Annotated in this window: 18 protein-coding genes; 8 read left to right on the top strand and 10 right to left on the bottom strand. The window is 70.1% G+C overall.

Annotated features, from left to right (window positions below; genetic code table 11):
- The first annotated feature begins 127 nt into the window (after window positions 1–127).
- Both K8640_RS25945 and K8640_RS43245 read left to right on the top strand, forming a co-directional pair.
- On the top strand, window positions 128–1,348 hold the full coding sequence (locus K8640_RS25945; protein ID WP_223749516.1) for a multidrug effflux MFS transporter: 1,221 nt from the start codon (window positions 128–130) through the stop codon (window positions 1,346–1,348).
- 138 nt (window positions 1,349–1,486) lie between these two features.
- Window positions 1,487–1,951, top strand: coding sequence for a ClpX C4-type zinc finger protein (locus K8640_RS43245; RefSeq protein WP_370640391.1), 465 nt, complete (start codon window positions 1,487–1,489; stop codon window positions 1,949–1,951).
- 120 nt (window positions 1,952–2,071) lie between these two features.
- On the opposite strand, the gene K8640_RS25935 is transcribed toward K8640_RS43245, so the two are convergent.
- Window positions 2,072–4,900, bottom strand: coding sequence for a pitrilysin family protein (locus tag K8640_RS25935; RefSeq protein WP_223749515.1), 2,829 nt, complete (start codon window positions 4,898–4,900; stop codon window positions 2,072–2,074).
- A 277-nt stretch (window positions 4,901–5,177) separates the two neighbouring features.
- On the opposite strand from K8640_RS25935, the gene K8640_RS25930 reads away from it, so the two are divergent.
- Together K8640_RS25930 and K8640_RS25925 are read left to right on the top strand one after the other, a co-directional pair.
- Window positions 5,178–5,966: a hypothetical protein gene (locus K8640_RS25930; protein ID WP_223749514.1), complete on the top strand. Its 789-nt coding sequence runs from the start codon at window positions 5,178–5,180 to the stop codon at window positions 5,964–5,966.
- 86 nt (window positions 5,967–6,052) lie between these two features.
- On the top strand, window positions 6,053–6,697 hold the full coding sequence (locus K8640_RS25925; RefSeq protein ID WP_223749513.1) for a metallophosphoesterase: 645 nt from the start codon (window positions 6,053–6,055) through the stop codon (window positions 6,695–6,697).
- On the opposite strand, the gene K8640_RS25920 is transcribed toward K8640_RS25925, so the two are convergent.
- The gene (locus K8640_RS25920) at window positions 6,694–7,659 is read right to left on the bottom strand and encodes an aldo/keto reductase (protein ID WP_223749512.1); all 966 of its coding nucleotides are present in this window, start codon (window positions 7,657–7,659) and stop codon (window positions 6,694–6,696) included. The genes K8640_RS25925 and K8640_RS25920 overlap by 4 nt on opposite strands.
- A 255-nt stretch (window positions 7,660–7,914) precedes the next feature.
- On the opposite strand from K8640_RS25920, the gene sppA reads away from it, so the two are divergent.
- The gene (gene sppA, locus K8640_RS25915; protein ID WP_223749511.1) at window positions 7,915–9,708 is read left to right on the top strand and encodes a signal peptide peptidase SppA; all 1,794 of its coding nucleotides are present in this window, start codon (window positions 7,915–7,917) and stop codon (window positions 9,706–9,708) included.
- A gap of 347 nt (window positions 9,709–10,055) precedes the next feature.
- Entirely contained in the window at window positions 10,056–11,111 is a 1,056-nt protein-coding gene (locus tag K8640_RS25910) for a general secretion pathway protein GspE (RefSeq protein ID WP_223749510.1), read from the top strand.
- Between the two features lie 12 nt (window positions 11,112–11,123).
- Here the strand turns inward: K8640_RS25910 and K8640_RS25905 are convergent, their stop codons facing one another.
- The 8 genes from K8640_RS25905 to rpmH form a co-directional block, all read right to left on the bottom strand.
- A complete protein-coding gene (locus K8640_RS25905) occupies window positions 11,124–11,735 on the bottom strand; it encodes a Uma2 family endonuclease (RefSeq protein ID WP_223749509.1) in 612 nt (203 codons plus the stop codon).
- A gap of 78 nt (window positions 11,736–11,813) precedes the next feature.
- A complete protein-coding gene (mnmE, locus tag K8640_RS25900; protein ID WP_223749508.1) occupies window positions 11,814–13,208 on the bottom strand; it encodes a tRNA uridine-5-carboxymethylaminomethyl(34) synthesis GTPase MnmE in 1,395 nt (464 codons plus the stop codon).
- Between the two features lie 71 nt (window positions 13,209–13,279).
- Window positions 13,280–13,507 (bottom strand): hypothetical protein, encoded by a 228-nt coding sequence (locus K8640_RS25895; RefSeq protein WP_015353650.1) that lies wholly within the window; start codon window positions 13,505–13,507, stop codon window positions 13,280–13,282.
- Between the two features lie 8 nt (window positions 13,508–13,515).
- The gene (locus K8640_RS25890; protein WP_223749507.1) at window positions 13,516–14,295 is read right to left on the bottom strand and encodes a hypothetical protein; all 780 of its coding nucleotides are present in this window, start codon (window positions 14,293–14,295) and stop codon (window positions 13,516–13,518) included.
- The gene (gene yidC / locus K8640_RS25885) at window positions 14,292–16,112 is read right to left on the bottom strand and encodes a membrane protein insertase YidC (RefSeq protein WP_223749506.1); all 1,821 of its coding nucleotides are present in this window, start codon (window positions 16,110–16,112) and stop codon (window positions 14,292–14,294) included. Before yidC ends, K8640_RS25890 begins: the two co-directional genes overlap by 4 nt.
- Window positions 16,113–16,160: 48 nt before the next feature.
- Complete coding sequence (gene yidD / locus K8640_RS25880; protein ID WP_046717246.1) at window positions 16,161–16,379, bottom strand: membrane protein insertion efficiency factor YidD; 219 nt, start codon at window positions 16,377–16,379, stop codon at window positions 16,161–16,163.
- Window positions 16,376–16,798 (bottom strand): ribonuclease P protein component, encoded by a 423-nt coding sequence (gene rnpA / locus K8640_RS25875; RefSeq protein ID WP_046717247.1) that lies wholly within the window; start codon window positions 16,796–16,798, stop codon window positions 16,376–16,378. Before rnpA ends, yidD begins: the two co-directional genes overlap by 4 nt.
- A 12-nt stretch (window positions 16,799–16,810) precedes the next feature.
- The gene (rpmH, locus tag K8640_RS25870) at window positions 16,811–16,963 is read right to left on the bottom strand and encodes a 50S ribosomal protein L34 (protein ID WP_015353655.1); all 153 of its coding nucleotides are present in this window, start codon (window positions 16,961–16,963) and stop codon (window positions 16,811–16,813) included.
- Between the two features lie 520 nt (window positions 16,964–17,483).
- Here rpmH and dnaA point away from each other — a divergent pair.
- Window positions 17,484–18,836, top strand: a complete 1,353-nt coding sequence (gene dnaA / locus K8640_RS25865) for a chromosomal replication initiator protein DnaA (protein WP_223749505.1) — start codon at window positions 17,484–17,486, stop codon at window positions 18,834–18,836.
- 78 nt (window positions 18,837–18,914) lie between these two features.
- On the top strand, window positions 18,915–20,645 hold the full coding sequence (locus tag K8640_RS43240; RefSeq protein ID WP_223749504.1) for a HEAT repeat domain-containing protein: 1,731 nt from the start codon (window positions 18,915–18,917) through the stop codon (window positions 20,643–20,645).
- The last annotated feature ends 8 nt before the right edge of the window (window positions 20,646–20,653 follow it).

Raw genomic sequence — 20,653 nt, 5'->3', positions numbered from 1 at the left:
CGATGAAGCCGCTCCGAAGTCCTCCCCGACACGTCGTCCCCCGCGCCGCGCGCGAGCGACCGTGCGAGGCCCGGAGCCCCGATGGACGCGCACGCCCCACGAGGGCGCGCCTCACGCTCGAGTTGGCATGAACCCGCTCACGAAGAAGTCGCCCCCTTCGGGCACGCTGTCGATGGAGCTGCTGCTGGGGACGCTCACCGCGTTCGCGCCGCTGTCCATCGACATGTACCTGCCGGCGCTGCCGCGCATCGCGGAGGACCTGCACTCGTCGGCCTCGGTCATCCAGCTCACGCTCGCCTCGTGCTTCGCGGGGCTGGCGCTGGGGCAGCTCTTCACGGGGCCGCTCATCGACCGCTTCGGACGCACGCGGCCCTTGTACGTGGGGCTGGCGGTGTACGTGCTGGGCTCGCTGGGCTGCGCGCTCGCACCCTCGGCGACGGCGTTGGTGGCGATGCGCTTCTTCCAGGCGTTGGGTGGGGCGGTGGCGCTGGTGGCGCCGCGCGCGGTGGTGCGCGACCTGTGGTCCGGCGCGGACGCGGCGCGGACGATGTCGCGGTTGATGTTGGTGGTGGGCGTGGCGCCGGTGCTCGCGCCGCTGTTGGGAGGGCTGGTGCTCCAGTACACGAGCTGGCGCGCCATCTTCGTGTTGCTGGCGGGCATCGGCGTGGTGGCGCTGGTGGCCACGGTACGCGTGTTGCCTGAGACGGCGCCCGCGCACTCGGGGCCGCGCAGCGTGCGCTCGCAGTTGGGGGCGCTCTTGAAGGACGCGGACTTCGTCGGCCCGGCGCTCGCGGGCGGCTTCGCGTACGCGGGGATGTTCGCGTACATCGCCGGGTCGCCCTTCGTGTTCATCACGCTGCATGGTGTTCCGGAGCAGGACTTTGGTTGGTTCTTCGGCGCCAACGCGGTGGGGCTGGTGGCCATGGCGCAGCTCAATCGCAAGCTGCTCGGCGTCATCCCGTTGCACCGGATGTTGCGTCTGGCATTGACGTGGTGCTGGCTCACGGCACTGGGCGTCTTCGCCGTGACGTGGAGCGGGGCAGGGGGCCTGTGGGGACTGGCGGCCGCGCTGTTCCTGTTCGTCCCGACGATTGGCCTGGTGGGACCCAACTCGGTGGCCATCGCGCTGGAGCGGCATGCCGCGCACGCGGGGCTCGCGTCCGCGCTCCTGGGCGCGCTCCAGTTCGCCGCGGCGGCCACGGCGTCGTGGGCGGTGAGCGCGCTCGATGACGGCACCGCGCGTCCCATGGGCGGGGTGCTGGCGGCGGCGGCGACGCTCGCGTGGCTGTGCGCGTTCCTGCGGCACCGCTCGGGCGCGGCGAAGCCCGAGCCCACCGTGGCGGCGTGAGCCCGTAGCCCGCACGGGACACGGGCCGCCCGAGAGAAAGCCTCACCTGAAAAGGCTAACGTCGCGTGTGGACCGCCGGGTTCCCGCACCGACGTGGGTCCGCTCCTCCATCCGCCTCGCGGGAAGAGGTGCCAGTTCATGGACAAGAAGGACAGGCTCGACCGCTCGTGTCTGCCGGAGGGCGTCTCATTCGACCGCAAGGAGGGGCTCTATGCGGTGCTCGGTCCGGAGGACCGGGTGGTGCATCTGGGAATCTACGAGGACGGGCAACGCAAGCCCGGGACCTGGGCCCTGGATGTGGCACCGGATGGGAGCTGGGCCCGCGTGGAGAGGAACACGGTCCACGAATGGGACCGCTCCGCTCCGGGCCTTCCCTATGACGAGGAGAAGTCACTGGCGGCCTGGGGTGTTCCGTGGCTCCGCACCATCGCCAGCGAAATGCAGGGACCGCGTCCCGGCATCAACCTCCAATGCTCGTTCTGCGAGAAGTACTTCCGCGAGGTGAGGCATCTCATCGCGGGCATCAACGTGAAGATCTGCGACGAGTGCGTGGGCCTGTGCAACGACATCATCCAGAAGGAGAAGCAAGACGCCTCGAAATAGGACGGTGTCGAGGTCCGCCTCCACGCCGCTCCTGATTCACGCCACGCGGACATGAAAAACCCCGAGGCGCCGTGCTGGCACCTCGGGGCGGGTGACGCGAGAGAGCGAGTCGTCAGGTCATCACTGCGCGACCGGGACCTTGGCCTTCTTCTCCGCGCCGACGAAGTCACCGGACTTCACCTGGGTGACCTTGGTCCAGTCCACGTGGCGCGCCATGGCCTGGCGCACGTCCTCCGGCTTGAGCTTCGCGAGCTTCTGCTCCAGCTCCGCGTCGAACGCGAGCGTGCGGCCCAGGTACAGGTAGCTGGCGAGCCTGCGTGCCAGGCCCCCGTCCTGCGCGCGTCCCGCCTGACGGTACTCGAGCAGACCCGCGCGGGCCTTCTCGAGCTCCTCGGCGGAGTAGCCCTTCTGCAGCGCGCTGGTCACCTCTTCACGCATGGCCAGCTCCAGCCGCGACGCGTTCTCCGGCGCGTAGATGGCGTACGTGATGAACGTGCCCACCGCGTCGATGTCACCGGGGTTCAGGCTGCTGGCGACGCCGTAGGACAGGCCATCCTTCTGACGGATGCGCGTGGCCAGCCGCGAGTTGAGGAAGCCGCCGCCCAGCACGAAGTTGCCGAGCATGAGCGCGGGCCAGTCCTCGTCCTGGTCACGCAGTTGGAGCGTCTGTCCCGCGTAGTAGTACGCGTTCGCCTTGTCCGGCGTCTCCAGGACCAGGGCCTTGGCGCCCACGTCGTTGAACACCTCCGGCACGCGCTGGTACTGCGTGGGGCTCTTCCAGCCGCCGAAGAGCTTGCTCGCGACGCCGGTCAGCTCCTTCGGCTCGAAGTCACCCACCACGGCCAGCTCCGCGTTGGAGCCGCCATAGAACTGCTTGTGGAAGGCGCGCGCCTGCTCGAGCGTGGTGTTCTTCGCGCCCGCGATGCGCTCGTCGAGCGTGGGCACGTAGTACGGGTGGCCCTTCGGGTAGTGGCCCGACAGCGTGCGCCAGAAGGCGATGCTGCCCTGGGTCTCCGGCTCGCTGCGCTGGGCCTCCAGGTCCGCCAGGCGCTCCTGCTTGAGCAGCGCGAACTCCTTCGCGTCGAACGCGGGCTGGCGCAGCACCTCCGCCACCAGCTCCAGCACCTTGGGGAGGCTGGCGCGCGGGCACTCGATGTTGGCCGAGGCTCCGGACAGCCCACCATCCACGCTCACACGGGCCTTGAGCTTGTCGAGTTCGTCCTGCAGCTGCGAGCGCGTGCGCTTCTGGGTGCCGCGCATCAGCATGCGGCCCGTGTACGCCGCCGCGTCCGCCTTGCCGCGCAAGCTGGCCTCGGTGCCCCAGTGGAAGGACAGCGACGCGTTCACCATCTCGCCGCGCGTCTTCTTGGAGAGCAGCGCGTACTTCATGCCGCCGGGCAATTCACCGCGCTGCACGCGCGCCTCCACGTTGGCGGGGGAGGGGTCGAACGCCTCGCCCTGCGTCACGGCGGCGCGGCCCTTGTAGCCCTCCAGCACCTTCGCCAGGTCCACCGGCGCCGGCATCTCCGAGCGGTCCGGCTTCGCCGTCGGCACGAACGAGCCCATCGTCCGGTTGGAGGACTTGAGGTACGTGGTGGCGACGCGGGTGACGTCCTCGGGCTTCACCGCCTCGATGCGGTCGCGGTGCAGGAACATCAGGCGCCAGTCGCCGGTGGCGGCCCACTCGGACAGGCCGATGGCGGCGCGCTCGGAGTTGTTGAGCGTCAGCTCCATGATTTTGAGGAGCGTCGTCTTCGCGCGGGTGACCTCCTCCTCGGTGAAGGGCTTGCGAGCGGCCTCCTCCACGTTCTTGATGAGCGCCTCGCGCGCGGGGCCCAGCGGCTGGCCTTCGCGCAGCTCCGCGCTGAAGCCGATGACGCCCGGGTCGCGGAACTGGAGGTTGTACGCGGACACCTTCGCGACCTTCTTGCTCTCCACCAGCGACTTGTAGAGCCGGCCCGAGGGGTTGTGCCCCATGGCGAGCGTCAGCACGTCGATGGCCGCGAAGTCCGGGTGGGCGCCCTCGGGCACGTGGTACACGCTGGCGAGCATGGGGTTGTCGCCCACGCGGCGCAGCGTCACCTCGCGCTCGCCGTCCTGGGTGGGCTCGGCGGTGTACGTGGCGGGCACGGGCTCGGCGGGCTTCTTCAGCTTGCCGAAGGTGTCCTGGATGTAGCCCAGCGCCTTGGCCTCATCGAAGCGGCCGGCGACGACGAGCAGCGCGTTATCCGGGCGGTAGTACTTCCGGTAGAAGGCCTGGAGCCGGTCGATGGGGACGTTCTCCAAATCCGAGCGCGCGCCGATGGTCGACTTGCCGTAGCTGTGCCAGATGTACGCGGCGCTGAGCACGCGCTCCTGGAGGATGCTGCCCGGGTCGTTCTCACCGGACTCGAACTCGTTGCGGACGACCGTCATCTCGCTGTCGAGGTCCTTCTTCGCGATGAAGCTGTTGACCATGCGGTCGGCTTCGAACGAGAGCGCCCACTGGAGGTTCTCGTCGGTGGCGGGCAGGGTCTCGAAGTAGTTGGTGCGGTCCAGCCACGTGGTGCCGTTGGGCCGGGCGCCGCGCTCGGTGAGCGCCTGGGGCACGTTCTTCGTGGTGGGCGTGCCCTTGAACAGCAGGTGCTCGAGCAGGTGCGCCATGCCCGTCTCGCCGTAGCCCTCGTGCTTGCTGCCCACAAAGTACGTCACGTTCACGGTGACGTTGGGCTTGGTCGGGTCGGGGAAGAGCAGCACGCGCAGGCCGTTGGGCAGGCGGTACTCGGTGATGCCCTCCACGCTCGTCACGGGGGAGAGCGAGCCGGCCTTGGGGGCGGGGGCAGCGGCCTTCGCGGCGGGGGAGGGGGTCTTGGCGGCGGAAGGGGAGGGGGCAGGGGCTTGGGCCCAGACGGGCTGGCTGGCCAGCAGCATCAGGGGCGCCAGCAGGGAAAGCGGGGTACGACGCTTCATGCGGTCCTCGCGGGTCTTCAGGAAGTGCACGGCGCTTCTAACCCGGCACACCCCATCCGCCATCCCGGAAGCCAGCACTTCCTCCAGGAAGGCGTCCTCGGTGCGACAGGCGAGGGGGCTCGAGCAGGGCGCGCTCCGTGGGTTCGCGGCGGGTTCGTCGCGTTTTCCGGAGGCTACCCTTGAGGTTGTCTACCGCCTTTCCTCCATGTCAGGTTGGCTTGGTAGGGTGCCTTCCACCTGGAAAGCGACATGGGGTCGCTCGAAGGAGGACGTCGAGATGGCGCGCAATGACGGTGGGGGACTGGGGCCGATGTACCAACGGGAGATGGAGGAGTTGAGGGAGCGCCTGCGCAAGGCGCACGAGGAGTCGCTCGCGGCCATCGCGAAGCTGTCGCAGCACATGGACAGGACGCGGGTGAACCTGGACGCGCTGGACCGGAGCCACGCGGACTTCAGGCAGTCATTCCAGGCGGTGCAGCGGGAGTACGGCGAGCTGAGGGAGATGGTCCACGAGCATCACGTGGTCATCGGGGAGACGCGACAGGAAGTCAGCGGACTGAAGGGCGACGTCGGCGGGCTGCAGCAGGACGTCAAGGAGATCCGGGTCGACGTCCATGAACTGAAACAAGACGTGGCTCTGCTCAAGCAGAGGGTGGAGGCCTTGGAGGTGAAGGTCCACGCCCTCGAGCGGAAGATGGAGGTCGTGCATGCACGACTGGAGGGCATCGACAGAAGGCTCGATGCCATCGACTCCCGACTCGGCATCCTGGAGACCGGGTGTCAGGCCATGGAGGTCAAGCTCCAGCGCTCGGACCGCCTCTTCGAGGAGATGAACGAGCGCATGGACCTCTTCTCCCGGGACCTCCGCGTCGTGCGCGCGGGCTTCGAGGAGTCCGTGGAGACGCTCGCGAAGCTCGCCGCGACCATGGGCATCAACGCCTCGGAGATGCGCCGGGGGTTGTTCCACGTCAACGAGAAGGTGTCCCGGCTCTCGGTGGAGCAGGACACCACCGACAAGCGCCTCCAGGCGCACGAGAGCATCCTGACGAAGCTGCTCAAGAACTGACCCCGCGATGACACCGTGAGGGGAACTCCACGCGGTTTCCCTCGCGTCGGTGTAGCGTCGCCTCTCAGGTCCGCAAGGGGCGATGCATGAAGCTGGTGCTCATCTCCGATACACATCGACGGCACGAGGAGCTGGAGGTCCCCGTGTGCGACGTGCTCATCCACGCGGGTGACTTCTCCCGTCGAGGCAAGCAGGAGGAGCTGGAGTCCTTCCTCGGCTGGTTCTCCCGTTGTCCGGCGCGCGAGAAGGTGTTCGTCGCCGGCAACCATGACTTCATCTGCGAGCGCGACCCGCAGCTGACGCGGAGGCTCGCGCACGAGGCGGGAGTGCACTACCTCGACGACGAGGAGGTGCTCGTCCGAGGCCTGCGCGTCTGGGGCTCACCGGTGACGCCCCGCTTCGGCGGCATGGCCTTCAACCGCGAGCGCGGCGCCGACATCCGCACGCACTGGGACCTCATCCCCGAGGGGCTCGACGTGCTCGTCACGCACGGTCCTCCCAAGTGCCTGGGGGACCGCACGTTCCTCGGCGCGCACGTGGGCTGCGAGGACCTGCTCACCCGCGTGAAGCAGGTCCGTCCGCGCCTCCACGTCTACGGACACATCCACGAGTCCCCAGGCGAGCAGTCCCTGCCCGACGTGCCGACTCGCTTCCTCAACGTGTCCAACTGCCACCTGCACCCCTTCGGCATCCGTCCACCCGTCGAGGTGGAACTCGACGCGCTGTCCTAGGACGCGCGCTGTCCTCGGAAGAAGTCCTCGATTTCGCGCACCTCGTCCGTGGTGAGGCGGAAGTCCCCGGCCTGGATGAAGCCATCCACCTGCTCGGCGCTGCGCGCGCCGACGATGGCGCCCGTGACGACGGGGTTTCGCAGCGTCCACGCGATGGCCACCTCCGCGGGCGAGCGTTCATGTCGCGCTCCCACCTTCCGGAGCAGCTCCACCAGCTCCAGGTTGCGCGTCAGCTTCGGCTCCTGGAAGTCGGAGCTCTTGCGGCGCCAGTCGTCCTGGGGGAAGGCCGCCACGCGCTCGCGGGTCATCGCGCCCGTCAGCAGGCCGGAGGCCATGGGCGAATAGGCGATGACGCCGATGCCGTGCTGCTCACAGAAGGGCAGGGTGTCCTTCTCGATGTCGCGGTGGATGAGGGAGTAGGGCGGCTGGAGCGACGTCGGCGGCGCGATGCCCCGGATGCGCTCGAGCTGCTTCGCATCGAAGTTGCTCACGCCCGCCCAGCGAATCTTCCCCTCGCGCTTCAGGGCCTCCATCGCCTTCCAGCCCTCTTCAATCTCCTCCAGCGACTCCACCGGCCAGTGGAACTGGTACAGGTCGATGGCGTCCACCTTCAGCCGGCGCAGCGAAGCCTCGCACTCGCGGCGCACCGAGTCCGCCTTGAGCACCTTGGAGATGCGCCCCTGCGCGTCCCAGACCATGCCGCACTTGGTGAAGACATACGGCCGCTGACCCCGGCCCTCGAGGGCGCGCGCGACCACCTCTTCCGAGTGCCCCAGTCCATACACCGCGGCGGTGTCTATCCAGTTGATGCCCGAGTCCAGCGCGCGCCGGATGGCCTCGATGGACTTCGCGTCGTCCTGCGAGCCCCAGCCGAACTGCCAACCGCCCCCTCCAATGGCCCAGGCCCCGAAGCCCAGGGGGGTGATGTCCAGGTCGGATGACCCCAGCTTCCGCGTCCGCATGCGCTCCTCCAAGTCTCGTACGGGCCCGCACCCGAGGCTCGGGCAGCCTGTCACCTCGGGGCCCCTGGAAGAATGGGGATGCGCGGCCCGGGACGCGCGGGCCCGGGACGAGCGCCCCGTCGCCCGGCCCCTGGAATGTCGCTCGGACGGCGGGGTGACACGAAGCGGCGTGCAAGCATCGGCGCGCTGGCCCGTTAAGTAGTAAGGACCGCTGCAGGATTCGAGTCCCTTGCGCGGACCAGGAGCTTCCCTCGGATGAAACGCTTTCTCATCGGCGCGCTGGCCTTCATCGGCGCGATGTCCGTCCTCTTCGTGGTGGGCCTGGTGGCCCTGGTGGTGCTCGCGTCCTCGAGCCGCCCCAGCGTGCCGTCCAACCTCGTGTTGGAGTTGGACCTGTCGCAGCCGCTCGCGGAGAACGTCTCCGCCGACTCGCTGGCCGGGGCCTTCGGCGAGGACCCGCTCACCGTGCGCGACGTGGTGGACGCGCTGGAGAAGGCGGGCGAGGACTCACGGGTGAAGTCGCTGGTGGTGCGCGTGGGCACCAGCCCCGGCAGCCCCGCGACGACGCAGGAGGTGCGCGACGCGGTGAAGGCGTTCCGCGCCAAGGGCAAGAAGGCCATCGCCTACACGGACTCGTTCGGCGAGGAGGGCAACGCGACGGGCGCGTACTACTTCGCGTCGGCCTTCGATGAAATCTACATGCAGCCGTCCGGCAGCGTGAATGTCATCGGCCTCGCGTTCGAGACGCCCTTCGCGCGCGACGCGCTGGCGAAGCTGGGCGTCAAGCCGCGCTTCGACAAGCGCTACGAGTTCAAGAACGCGGTCAACAGCTACACGGAGCAGGGCTACACGCCCGAGCACCTGCTGGCCACGGAGCGCTTCGCGGGCAGCCTCTACGGGCAGATGGTGCGCGGCATCGCCGAGGGGCGCGGGCTGAAGGAGGAGGAGGTGCGCGCGCTCATCGACCGGGCGCCGCTGCTCGCGCCGGAGGCGGTGGACGGCAAGCTGCTCAACGGGCTGCTCTACCGCGACGAGGTCTACGCCGCGCAGAAGGCCGCCGCGGGCGAGGGCGCGGAGCTGTTGTACGTGAAGAAGTACCTGGAGCGCGCGGGCCGGCCGAACACCACGGGCGACACCATCGCGCTCGTCTACGGCGTGGGCACCATCTCGCGCGGCCGGAGCGACTCCAGCCCGTTCGGGGAGCAGGCGCTCGGCGGCGACAGCGTGGCGGCGGCGCTGCGCAAGGCGGCGCAGGACTCGCAGGTGAAGGCCATCATCTTCCGCGTGGACAGCCCGGGCGGCAGCTACGTGGCCAGCGACACGGTGCGCCGCGAGGTGCAGCGCGCTCGCGAGGCGGGCAAGCCCGTCATCGCCACCATGGGCACGTACGCGGCCAGCGGCGGCTACTACTTCGCCATGGACGCGGACAAGATTGTCGCCCAGCCCGGCACGCTCACGGGCAGCATCGGCGTGTACACGGGCAAGTTCGTCACCGACGGCTTCTGGGAGAAGCTGGGCGTCAACTTCGACACGGTGGCCTTCGGGAAGAACGCCACGCTGGCCAGCTCGGACGCCGACTACACGCCGGAGCAGCAGGCGCGCGTGGACGCGGAGCTGGACCGCATCTACACGGACTTCACCACGCGCGCGGCGAGCGCCCGGAAGATGCCGGTGGAGAAGCTGCAGGGCCTGGCCAAGGGTCGCGTGTGGACGGGCGAGGACGCGCTGGAGAACGGCCTGGTGGACGCGCTCGGCGGCTACCCCAAGGCGCTGGAGCTGGCGCGCGAGGCCGCGAAGCTCCCCGCGGACGCCAAGGTCCGGGTCGAGGAGTACCCGCGCAAGAAGAGCCCCGCGGAGGTGCTGTCCTCCATGCTGGGGGAGACGGGCGACAACAGCGACGACGAGGCCTCCGCCACCACGTCACTCTCGACGCCGTGGGCGCCGCTGGTGGAGGCCACGCGCGTGGTGCACGAGGTGGGCGTGCGCATGGGTGTCTTCGCACCCGAGCGTGGCTCGCTCCACGCGCCGATGCCCCAGACGCGCTGGTAGTCGTCCGCGACACGTCAGGACATGTCCGCGCGTGCCTCATGGACGCGCGGGCGTGATGCCTGGACGCCTGGCCCCGAGGTGCGTGAGTCCTTCCCGCCTCGGCGCCTTCGCCTCTCACCGCGACAGACCTTTCGTGGACGTGCTCCGTTTCAATTCGAGACGTGACGGCGCGTCATGACGGGTGGGGCATCGGGCCCCTTCCTTGCAGATGTCGCGGACGTGGAACCATCTGTCGCGGCGGAGCAAGCCGCGCGGGTGGTGCGGGCGTAGAGAACACTCAAGTTTCCGGGACGCATGCGTTCCCAGGGGCAGGGGGCCGCCGTGGGGGGCCTGAGGAGCAAGGCATCATGAAGAAGCGACTGGGGGACATCCTGCTCGAGCGCGGGATGATGGATGCGCTGCAGCTCCACTCCGCGTTGGCATACCAGCGCAAGTGGGGGGTTCCGCTCGGGCAGGTGGTGGTGGACCAGCGCTTCTGCACGGCGCGGCAGGTGTTGGAGGCGCTGGCGGAGCAGGTGGGGATGCAGACGGTGGACCTGGACGCGCAGCCTCCCGAGGCGGCCCTGGCGCGCCTGATTCCGGAGCGCGTGGCGGAGACACACCGCGTGGTGCCGCTGCGGCTGGAGGGACACGCTCCCCGGGACACGCTGGTGGTGGCCATCGCCGCGCCGGCGAGCCTGGCGTCGGTGGACGCGGTGAAGAGCGTGACGGGGCGGACGCGGGTGGTGGCGAGGCTGGCCACGGACGCATCCATCCGCCGCGCCATCGGCCGGATGTACCGGGGTGAGACGGAGAACGCGCCCCGTCGTCCTGGCATGGAGGGCTTCTCCCTGCCGGAGGCGGACGAGCAGATGCCCATGGTGCTCAGCGGCAGCATGGCGGAGCTGACGAACATGGCGCCGCCGGTGGTGCCCTCCGAGGGTGAGCTGCCCTTGTTGTCCTCGCTGGAGGAGGAGACGGCGCGGCCCCGGCCCGTGGTGGCGGCGGTGCCCCGGCCTCGCACGCCGTCCCAGACGAAGCTGCCCGTGGTGACGGCGGCGCCCGCGGAGGCGCTGGCGCAGGTGCTGGTGTACGGCTGGGGCGCTCAGGCGGCGTCGGGGCTGGTGCGGGTGCTGACGGGGGCGGGCTTCACCGCGCGGGTGGCGAGCACCGAGGATCTCCTGGCGTCGAGCGAGGCGCAGGTGGTGGTGGCGCCGCTGCCGTCGCTGGAGGCGCTGGGCCGGAGGGTGGGCGCCCAGGTGGTGGCCGCGGGCAAGACGCCCGAGGTGGACCTGCCCCGGGCGCAGGCGGTGGGAGCGCGGGGCTTCGTGGCCGCGCCCGTGGACGCGGAGCTGCTGCTCAGGACGGTGCGTCGACTGGCCAGTGCGCCCGTCGACGCCACGTTTCTCAGGCGCGCCAGCTGAGGCGCGCGGACCTCACGGCACCGCGGAGAGCATCGCGGAGACGTTGCCCAGGGAGGACTCGGGGAGCCACAGCGACTCGAGCTCCACGGGGGCGGAGGTGAAGGGCTCGGCGCGCACGAGCGCGTCCGAGTCGTAGCAGCCGGTGAGGAGCCAGCCTCGCTTGACGCGCTGGTAGGTCTCCAGCGTGCGCGCGGCCGGGTCCACCAGCCAGACGTGGGAGACGCCCTGGCGCGCGTAGAGGGGCAGCTTGCGCGTGCGGTCCAGGGCGACGGTGGACGGGGCGAGCACCTCGCAGACCCAGTCCGGCGCCAGGGTGAGGAAGGGCACGTCCGGGTCGAGGGGGGACGACACCCGGTCGCGACGCCAACCCGCCACATCGGGTACGAGCACGTCGGGCCCCAGGCGCAGCTCGGGGGCGCGCAGGAAGCACCAGCGTCCGCTGCCACCCCGGCGCCGGTCGAGTTGCTCACCCAGCTCCACGCCCAGCATGAAGGCAGCGCGGGTTTGAGCGGGCGTCAGCCTGGGAGAAGCCACGAGCTCCTCGTCCAGTATCTCTCCGACCCAGCCCGCGGGCAGGGCCTGGAGCATGGAGTGGTTCGCCAGGTGGATGATGCCTTCCGTCACAGCGCCTCCGAAAGTGCGGCGGTTGAGGGCGGCATTCTAGGGAGGGGTCTGACACGGCCTGGGCCGTGCGACGGCGCGTCACTTTCCGATGCAGAACCGCTGGAAGATTGCGTCGATGAGCGCCTCGGAAGCGGAGGTTCCGGACACTTCACCGAGGGCTTCCAGGGACAGGGCCACCTCGCCGGAGACGACCTCCAGGGTGGACAGGCGCGACGCGGCTTCCGCGCGGGACAGCGCCTCGGAGGCGCGACGCAGGGCATCGGCGTGACGCTCGGACACGAGGGCGACCGCCGAGGGCGTGCCGCCGCCCCACAGTCGTGAGAGGAGCGCTTCACGCAGGGTGTCCACGCCCTCGCCCGTGAGTCCGCTGACGCGGAGGCGGGGTGGGGTGCCCGGTGACGTGGACCTCGAATCGTCCGAGCGCGCATCCACGACGCGCACCTCGGGCATCGCCGAGGACCGCGCCTCGACATCGCACTTGCCGTCGACGCGCAGCACGGGCGTGGCACCGGTCTCCGCGAGCCAGCGCTCCGCATCGGCCTCGGCCGTCCCCGGCGGAAGCACGAGCACCGCCAGGTCCACGCCCGAGAGCAGCTCCCGCGTGCGCGCGATGCCGAGCGCTTCCACGCGCCCCGGCGTCTCGCGCAGGCCCGCGGTGTCGAACAACGTCACGCCCAGGCCGCTCCACTCGACACGGGCCTCCAGCGCATCGCGCGTCGTCCCGGGCTCGTCGTCCACGAGCGCACGCGCCTCGCCCACCAGCCGGTTGAACAGCGTGGACTTGCCCGCGTTCACCGGCCCGAACAGCGCCACGCGCGCGCCACGTCGCACCAGTCGGCCATGGCCCGCCTCGGCCATCAGCGCGTCCGCCTGCGCACGCAGTGCCTGGACGCGCGAACCCGCGTCCTCGTCCGCGCCCTCGGCCTCGTCCGGGAAGTTGAGCACGCCCTCCAGGTCCGCGTGCAGCGCGCGCAGCGGCTCCTCCAACGCACGAACCCGCTCACTCAGCGCCCCGGACAACCCAGCCGCGGCCGCGCGCACGGCGGACTCCGAGTCCGCGGCCACCAGGTCCGCCACCGCCTCCGCGCGCGTCAGGTCGATGCGCCCGTTGAGGAACGCCCGCCGGGTGAACTCCCCCGGCGTCGCCAGCCGCGCGAGCCCATCCTCCAGCGCGCGCGCCAGCAGGAGCTGCAACAGACGCGGACTCCCATGCGCCTGCAGCTCCACCACGTCCTCGCCCGTGAACGACGCCGGCCCGCGGAAGTACAGGAAGAGCCCCTCGTCCAGCGCCCGCCCTGCCGCGTCCACGAAGGCCGCGAGGTACGCGTGGCGCGGCGTCAGCTCCGCGGGGATGCCCGGCGCCAGCCGACGGCCCACTTCCAGCGCGGCGGGACCCGACAACCGGAGGATGCCCACGGCCCCCGCGGTGGGCGCGGTGGCCAGGGCGACGATGGTGGGGGAGACGGACGTCATGTCAGCGGAAAACCGGCGGCCGTTCGGCACGCTGACGGGGACTCGCATCCCCGGCAGCGCTCGAGCCAGACCTACCGAGGCCCCATCGGGGGCGTGGAGCCACGGGCGGCCTTCTCGACGGCCTCGCGGTTCTCCTCGATGTACTTCTCCACGGCCGCGTCCTCGATGTCCAGGTCCCGGAGCACGCCCGGGTAGACGAAGCGGAAGGCGGGGGACTCCTCATCGCCGCGCAGGCGGAAGCTCATCTTCAGCACCGCCGCGCCGTACAGCTTGTCCTTGAGACCCTTCGCCTTGCCCATGCACGCCCTCACTCGTCGAAGTCGTCCTCGTCATCGTCCGGCAGCAGGCTCCGCTTGGGCAGCGGCGCGGGCTTCTCCGGCGTGAACACCACTCGGCGGTTGCGGCCCTCACCCTCGGCCGCGACCTTCAACCCCACCACTCCTTCTACCGCCTTCAGCACCCGCGCGCGGTCGTCCTGCTTCATCGCGGCGAGCGCGTAGAAGCGCCCCAGGCTGGCGGACTTCTCCGCGAGCTTGCGGACCGCCTCTCGCAGCGCGGCATCCTCTTCGACCGCCAGCGTCCGCTCGTCCCCGTCCGCCTGCGCCTTGGGCGCCGCCCCACGTTGCGCCGGAGCCTGCTTGTCCGCCCCACGCTGCGCCTGCTGCTTGGCGGGAGGGGGAGGCTGCGCCGCCTGCGCCTTGGGCGCCGGAGCCGCCGCCTGCTGCGCGGGGGCCTTCTCCGCGGCGGCCTGCGGCTGCTGCGGCTCGCGACGCTGCCGGGGCTCCGGGTGCGAGCCACAGCCCAACACCACCCAGCGCCGGTCGACGCCCGGGCGGTGCAGCATCTTGTTGAGCAGGAACTGGAGCGAATCCAGCACCTGGCTGCGGCGGCCCTGCTCGACGCCGGGCGGAGGCCCCGCTTCGAAGTGCAGCGCGACGGACAGGCTGCCGTCCGCCGCGTCCTGCATGTCCAGGCGGGCCGGGAAGCCCATCAGGCCCAGGATGTCACCGAGGAGCTTCTCCACGCGGGGGCGCAAATCCGCGCCCCCGGCAACGGGAGCCTGCTGGGAAACCGGCTGCTCGCTCACTTGCGCTTTCCTCCCGCTGTCGCCACCGCCGGCGTACCCCCACCGGCCTGCGGCTTGTTGCGGTCCAACCACTTCCTCAACCCGTACTGCTGCGCGATGGAGAAGATGTTGTTGGTGAAGATGTAGAGCGACAGACCCGCCGGGTACTGCAGCAGCGTCAGCGTGAAGATGCCGGGCACGAACCAGGTCATGATCTTCGCCTGGGTCGCATCCATCATCTGCGGCTGCATCTTCTGGGTGATGATCATCGACACGCCCAGCGCCAGGGGCAGCAGGTACGTGGGGTCCTTGTAGGTCAGGTCCCGCCAGATGGGGCCGAAGAAGGGCTCGCCGTACAGGTCGAAGCTGTTGCGCAGCGCCGTGAAGAGGGCGATCCAGACCGGCATCTGGATGAGCAGCGGGAGGCAGCCGCCGAGCGGGTTCACCTTCGCCTCCTGGTACAGCTTCATGATTTCGAGGTTCTGCTGCTCGCGGTTGTCCGCGAACTTCTTGCGAATCTCGTCCATGCGCGGCTGGAGCTTCTTCACCTCTTCCATGCTGACCATGGAGCGGTAGGTGAGCGGCAGCAGCACCAGCTTCACCACCACGGTCAGCAGGATGATGGCCACGCCCCAGTTGCCGGTGAGGCCGTGGAAGAACTTCATGATGCCCAGGAGGATCTTGCAGATGACGGCCCAGATGCCGAAGTCGACGGTGTCCTCGAGCTTCGGGTGGAAGGTCGCCTCACCCAGGCCCACGGCCTTGCGCAGCTCCGGCCCGGGCACCACGGCCATCAGGTCCGGGTCCTTGGGGCCCAGGTAGCCGCCGAGCTTCAGCGTCACCGTCTCACCCGCGGCTGCGCTCAGCGGGAAGGCCACGGAGACCTGACGCGCGGTGGGCGTGGCGGCGAGGATGCAGCGGCCGGGGCGGGGGCCCTCCAGCGGATAGAGCGCCGACAGGAAGTACTGCTGGTTGATGCCGAAGTAGTGAATCTGACCCTTGCTCTTCTCCGCGTCGAGCGCGTCGTCGCCCGGGTTCATGTTGTGGAGCTTGTCATCCACCCAGCACGCGGAGCGGCTCAGGTTGCCCACGCCGCCGAAGAACGACGGCGCGTGCTCGAAGTTCGGGTCGATGGCGCGGCCGTAGTGCACCAAGAGCTCGCCGTTCTGCGCCTGGCCCGACGTGTTCTTCACCTGGATGGTGTACGTGAGCTCGAAGCCCTCCTTCGGCCACTGCAGCACCTTCACCACCTCCCACGGACCCTGGCGGCCGGTGAAGGTGAGGGACTCCACGTCGCCGCCCGTCTTCTCGTCGACGGCGTAGGGGACGCCGGCGCCCAGGGGGCTCTGGCCCTCGATGGTGACGGACAGGGGCAAGGGCTGGTTGGGCACCGGCTGCGCCAGGTTCATCTGCGGCGCGGGAGGCACCTCCTTGCCGAGCAGCTGCTGGTAGCCCTGGGCCAGGGTCAGCGAGTGCTGCTCGCGCATCTTCACGCCCTGCAGCTCGGCGGACGTCAGGCCCGCGCCCACGGAGGAGAACCGGTACACGGACTCCTTGCGGTGCGAGTCCACCTGCTTCGCGGGCGGGGGCGGGGTGGCCTCGGCGACGGTGCCGCCCGGGGGAGGCGTGCCTTCACCGGAGGGAGGCTGCGCGGCCTGTGCGGGGGTGCCAGCGTCCTGCGTGCCTGCGGCCGCCACACCCGCGTCATCGGCGCCAGGGGCGGCCGGCGGGGGCGGGAACAGGAACATCCATCCGGCGGTGACCGCGAAGGAGAGCAGCAGGGCGACCAGCAGCCGCTTCTGGGAGTCGTTCGACTGGGGCGAGAGCGGATCGTTCATAAGTGTCCCTCCCCGCGGGGGAGGGTGCGGCAAGGGGTGAAGACCCCGTCAGGGCACCGGGTCGATGCCACCGGGGTGGAAGGGCTGGCAGCGCATCAGGCGCCACACGGTGAGCCAGGAACCCTTGAACCCTCCATGCTTTTCCAGCGCCTCCATGGCGTAGGTGGAGCACGAGGGATGGAAGCGGCACACCTTCGGGAGCAGCGGCCCCAGGAACCTCCGGTAGAACCGGATGGGCAGCGAGATGACGAAGGCGAGCGGGCTCATCGGGGAGGCTCCTTCGGCTTCGGCTCGGCGGCCGGCGGGAGCCGCTGCAGCTTACGGGTGACACCGTCGAAGGCGCGCGACAGCGCCACGAAAGAGGCTTCCTTCGCGGATGAGCGCGCCACCAACACTACGTCCAGGCCCTGGGGCCATTGCGTGCGCCGCTTGCGGAACAGCTCCCGCAGCACACGCCTCAGGCGCGCTCGCACCACCGCGTTTCCCACCTTGCTCGACACGGTGAGGCCAACACGGGAGTACGCCCGGCCATTGCGCTTGTAGAGGGCGAGGAGGCAGTCGGAAGGGAGCTTCTGCCCGCCGTCCTGCACCTCGAGGAACTCACGCCTGCTGAGCAGGCGAAGGGCCTTGGGGAAGCGCTGGTCTGCCGGGCCCTCTCGGCCCGGCGTCGCACCCTCAGCCCTCACACGCGGACTCGCTTACTTCTTCGCGGCCGACACGACCAGCCGCTTGCGGCCCTTCGCGCGGCGGCGCTTGAGGACATCGCGGCCGGACTTGGTTCCATTGCGCTTGCGGAACCCGTGGGTGCGGTTGCGGCGCAGCTTCGACGGCTGATACGTGCGCTTGGACACGGCTCGAACTCCTTGATGAGGGGTGGCGCCTCCTACGGCTTCGGCGCGACCTGAACTAGGGAAAGGGCCGGGTCCGTAACCCCATTTCCGGGGTAAGTCAACGGAGGACCACCAGGACCGCCCCCATTTTCCAGATCCAGGGAACGGATTCCAGGCCTCCGAATCCTCCCGGGAGCGACCGCCCGCCCGGGTGGATCCATCTGGAGCGGCCGAGCACGCCTCCGTTCGATCAACCCGGGAGCGGATCCGCGCGCACCACTTGAAGGAGCCGTGACGGGGCTCCGGGCGTTTTGCGTTCCGTACTCCCAGTCAACCCACGCAGGCGGAGCCCCAGCGGTTGGGGGGAGGGGAGCGGATCTCCACAACGGCCCTGACCCGGCACGTCCGTTGCCGATTCGTGAGGTCCGGAAAAGATCCTTCAGCGGCGCCACTTTGGGTCGATAGCTTGATCCACCTGGACCCCTCTGTTAGCACCGCCGGACGCTCGCAGTCCCGCCCGCTTTGCACGGTTGAGACACACTTGAACGCCCTCGCCCAGGCCTCCGCCCCCCTTCCAAGTGCTGGAATTCTCTGGAACAAGTTGCTGGAGGCCATCCGTCAGGAGGGCCGTCAGTACGCGCTCCAGTGGTTGGACCGGGTGCGCGCGCTGGAGGTCCGAGACAGCGCCCTCGTGCTGGGTGTCCCCGACCGCTTCTTCCGCGACTGGGTGGACGACCACTACCGCGGATTGCTCGAGGGACACCTGGCCCGGATGGGCGACGGCCTGTCCTCCGTGACCTATGAAGTCGTCGAGGGACTCGTCCCCGACCCCCAGTTCCCGCCCACACCCACCGTGAAGGTCAATGTGGGCCGGCCCTCGCGCCTCAACGGCCGCTTTACGTTCAGCACCTTCGTGGTGGCGGACAGCAACCAGCTGCCGGCGGCCGCGGCGCAGGCGGTGTCGGACAAGCCGGGTCACCACTACAACCCGCTCTACATCTACGGCGGCACGGGCCTGGGGAAGACGCACCTGCTCCAGGCGGTGGGCAACCACATCTGGGAGAAGGACCCCTCGCAGCGCGTGGTGTTCCTCTCCAGCGAGCAGTTCACCAACGAGTACGTGGAGAGCGTGCGCGAGCACCGCATGACCGACTTCCGGCGCAAGTTCCGGGAGGAGTGCGACGTGCTGCTCATCGACGACATCCAGTTCCTGGGCAAGCGCGAGGAGACGCAGAAGGAGTTCTTCTACACCTTCAACACGCTCTACGAGCTGGGCAAGGCCATCGTCCTCACGAGTGACACGGTGCCCGCGGAGATTCCGGGCCTGGAGGAGCGGCTGCGCAGCCGCTTCACCATGGGCCTGATGACGGACATCCGCGAGCCCACGTACGAGACGCGCGTGGCCATCCTCCAGAAGAAGGCGGTGGCGGAGAACCTGGACCTGCCGGACTCCGTGGCGCACTTCATCGCCAAGCACATCCAGAAGAACGTGCGCGAGCTCGAGGGCGCGCTGGTGAAGCTGTCCGCGGTGCACAGCCTGACGCGCCAGCCGGTGACGGAGGAGTTCGCCGCCGAGGTCCTCCGCGACATCCTCCCCGCCCAGCACGTGGTGGACGTGGAGGCCATCCAGCGCGAGGTGGCCCGCTTCTACAAGGTCACCGTGGAGTCGCTGAAGGAGGACCGCCGTCACAAGGCCCTGGCGCACGCGCGGCAGGTGGCCATGTACCTGAGCCGCAAGCTGACCAAGAGCTCCTTCCCTGAAATCGCGTCGCGCTTCAGCAAGGACCACTCGACGGTCATCTCCGCGGTGCGCAAGGTGGAGGGCCTGCGTGAGTCGGACCCCACCGTGAAGCGCGAGCTGGCGGAGCTGGAGCTGCGGCTCGGCGGGCACTGAGCGCCCACCCACCGTCGGCCACCGCATCCCACACACGGTACGACCAGGAACGGGCCGCGCGCCCGTATCCCAGGTGCCGTGACCCCTCGACTCAAAGGCCTGCTGACCCTGCTCGCCGTGCTGGCGGTGGTGGGGCTGTGGAGTCTCGAGTCCGCCAGGGACGCGCCCCGTGCGCGGCCCTCGCTCGCGCCCGTCCCGCCCGCACCGCGCTTTCCACCGCCGCCCGTGCTGACGCCGCCCGTCATCCCGTTCGGGGTGAAGGGGGCGCGGCGGTTGCTGAAGGCGGGGCTGACGCACCGCTACCGCTTCGACCTGGACACGCGGACGGCGGAGCAGCTCCCCGGCGCGGAGGCGGGGCGCACCTGGCGCCACTCCGGTTGGAGCGGAGAGGTCGCCGTGGCCTACGCGGGCACGGAGGGTGGGCAGCACTTCTTCGTGGCGCGGGTGAAGCCCACGTGGGTGGTGGACGCGGAGCCGCTCGTGGAGGGAGCGCTGCGCGACTTCCGCGCCAGCTTCGAGCGACCCGTGTACGTGACGCAGGACGCGCGCGGACGGGTGGTGGCCGTGCACTTCGACCCGTCGGTGGGTGCGCGGGCCCGAGGCTTCATGCGGCGGCTGGTGGCGGCGACCCAGTTCGTGGCGGAGGAGGGGCGCGCGTGGACCGCGGAGGAGGAGGACACCACGGGCGACTTCGAGGCGGAGTACCGCGCGGGAGGCAGCGCCCACACGTACGTGAAGACGAAGCGGCGCTACCTGCGCACGACGGTGCCCGTGTGGGCGCCCTCGGGACCTCGTGGGCCGGGGCTCGTCGTTCCGAGGCCACGAGGGCACTGGGACTTCACGCTCGACGCGGACGGGCTCGTGCGCGAGGTGACGGGCTCGGACGTGGTGGAGTCCGGAGGTGGCGCGACGGGGCTGCCGCTGGTGCGCCTGGAGACGCGGGTGGCGATGACACGCCTGGGCTCGGAGCAGCGCGCGGCGAGCACGCTGAAGGACTTCCATGCCGCGCGGTGGAGCGCCGAGGTGCTCTCCGCGCCGGAGACCTCCCGGCCTGTTCCACCAGATGGTGGAGGCGTGGAGCCACCCTCGTCGAAGTTGATTCAGATGCTGGCACGCGCCCTGGCGAAGCGGGAGCCCCTCTCACCGGAGCTGACCCACGCGTTGGCGCGGGACGTGACCGCGACGGCGGGAAGGGTGGAGCGGCCTTCCCGCGAGCTCGCTCGGGCACTCGCCCAGGCCGTGGGGATGACGACGGAGCCCGCGTTGAAGGACGCGGTGGGACAGGCGTTCGGCGCCGTGGCGCGAGGCCTCGAGCGCACCGAGCCTGCCCGCGCCGCCGAGCTCCTCGATGGATTGCTTCGTCGCTGTGAAGCCAGTCGACTGGACGCACGGGAGTGTCTGCACGTGCTGGCCCAGACAGGCTCGTCCCGAGGAGAAGGCTACGCTCGCAAGTCGCTCGCGAACACCTCGCCCGAGGTGCGCGCCGCGGCGGCTCGGGCCCTTGGCGCCATGAAGGGCGCGAGCGTGGAGTCCCTGCTGGACGAGGTCCTCCTGACGGACAAGGACGCCGCTGTCCGCGAGCAGGCCGCCGCCGTGATTTCCCAGCGCGTCTTGGGCCCGCATCTGCGCACGGTGGCGCAGTGCCTGCGCACGGAGCCCGAGCCCCGCGTCCGCGCCGAGCTGGTGCGGATGCTGGGCCAGGTGCTCACCGTGGAGCCCCTGGCCCCCGAGCTGCTTCGCGACGTGGCCGCGCGCGATGACTCCGAGGACCTCCGTCGACTGGCCTCGTCACTGCTCGCGAAGCCGTAGCCCTTGGC

Source organism: Myxococcus sp. XM-1-1-1, assembly GCF_020037095.1.
Classification (GTDB): Bacteria; Myxococcota; Myxococcia; order Myxococcales; family Myxococcaceae; genus Myxococcus; species Myxococcus fulvus.
This window is presented reverse-complemented; position numbering and strand designations above follow the sequence as displayed.

Excerpts from the sequence above, each read along its gene's own strand:
- K8640_RS25945 (WP_223749516.1), top strand. The coding sequence starts at position 128 with ATGAACCCGCTCACGAAGAAGTCGCCCCCTTCGGGCACGCTGTCGATG.
- K8640_RS43245 (WP_370640391.1), top strand. The coding sequence starts at position 1,487 with ATGGACAAGAAGGACAGGCTCGACCGCTCGTGTCTGCCGGAGGGCGTC.
- K8640_RS25935 (WP_223749515.1), bottom strand. The coding sequence starts at position 4,900 with ATGAAGCGTCGTACCCCGCTTTCCCTGCTGGCGCCCCTGATGCTGCTG.
- K8640_RS25930 (WP_223749514.1), top strand. The coding sequence starts at position 5,178 with ATGGCGCGCAATGACGGTGGGGGACTGGGGCCGATGTACCAACGGGAG.
- K8640_RS25925 (WP_223749513.1), top strand. The coding sequence starts at position 6,053 with ATGAAGCTGGTGCTCATCTCCGATACACATCGACGGCACGAGGAGCTG.
- K8640_RS25920 (WP_223749512.1), bottom strand. The coding sequence starts at position 7,659 with ATGCGGACGCGGAAGCTGGGGTCATCCGACCTGGACATCACCCCCCTG.
- sppA (WP_223749511.1), top strand. The coding sequence starts at position 7,915 with ATGAAACGCTTTCTCATCGGCGCGCTGGCCTTCATCGGCGCGATGTCC.
- K8640_RS25910 (WP_223749510.1), top strand. The coding sequence starts at position 10,056 with ATGAAGAAGCGACTGGGGGACATCCTGCTCGAGCGCGGGATGATGGAT.
- mnmE (WP_223749508.1), bottom strand. The coding sequence starts at position 13,208 with ATGACGTCCGTCTCCCCCACCATCGTCGCCCTGGCCACCGCGCCCACC.
- K8640_RS25895 (WP_015353650.1), bottom strand. The coding sequence starts at position 13,507 with ATGGGCAAGGCGAAGGGTCTCAAGGACAAGCTGTACGGCGCGGCGGTG.
- yidC (WP_223749506.1), bottom strand. The coding sequence starts at position 16,112 with ATGAACGATCCGCTCTCGCCCCAGTCGAACGACTCCCAGAAGCGGCTG.
- yidD (WP_046717246.1), bottom strand. The coding sequence starts at position 16,379 with ATGAGCCCGCTCGCCTTCGTCATCTCGCTGCCCATCCGGTTCTACCGG.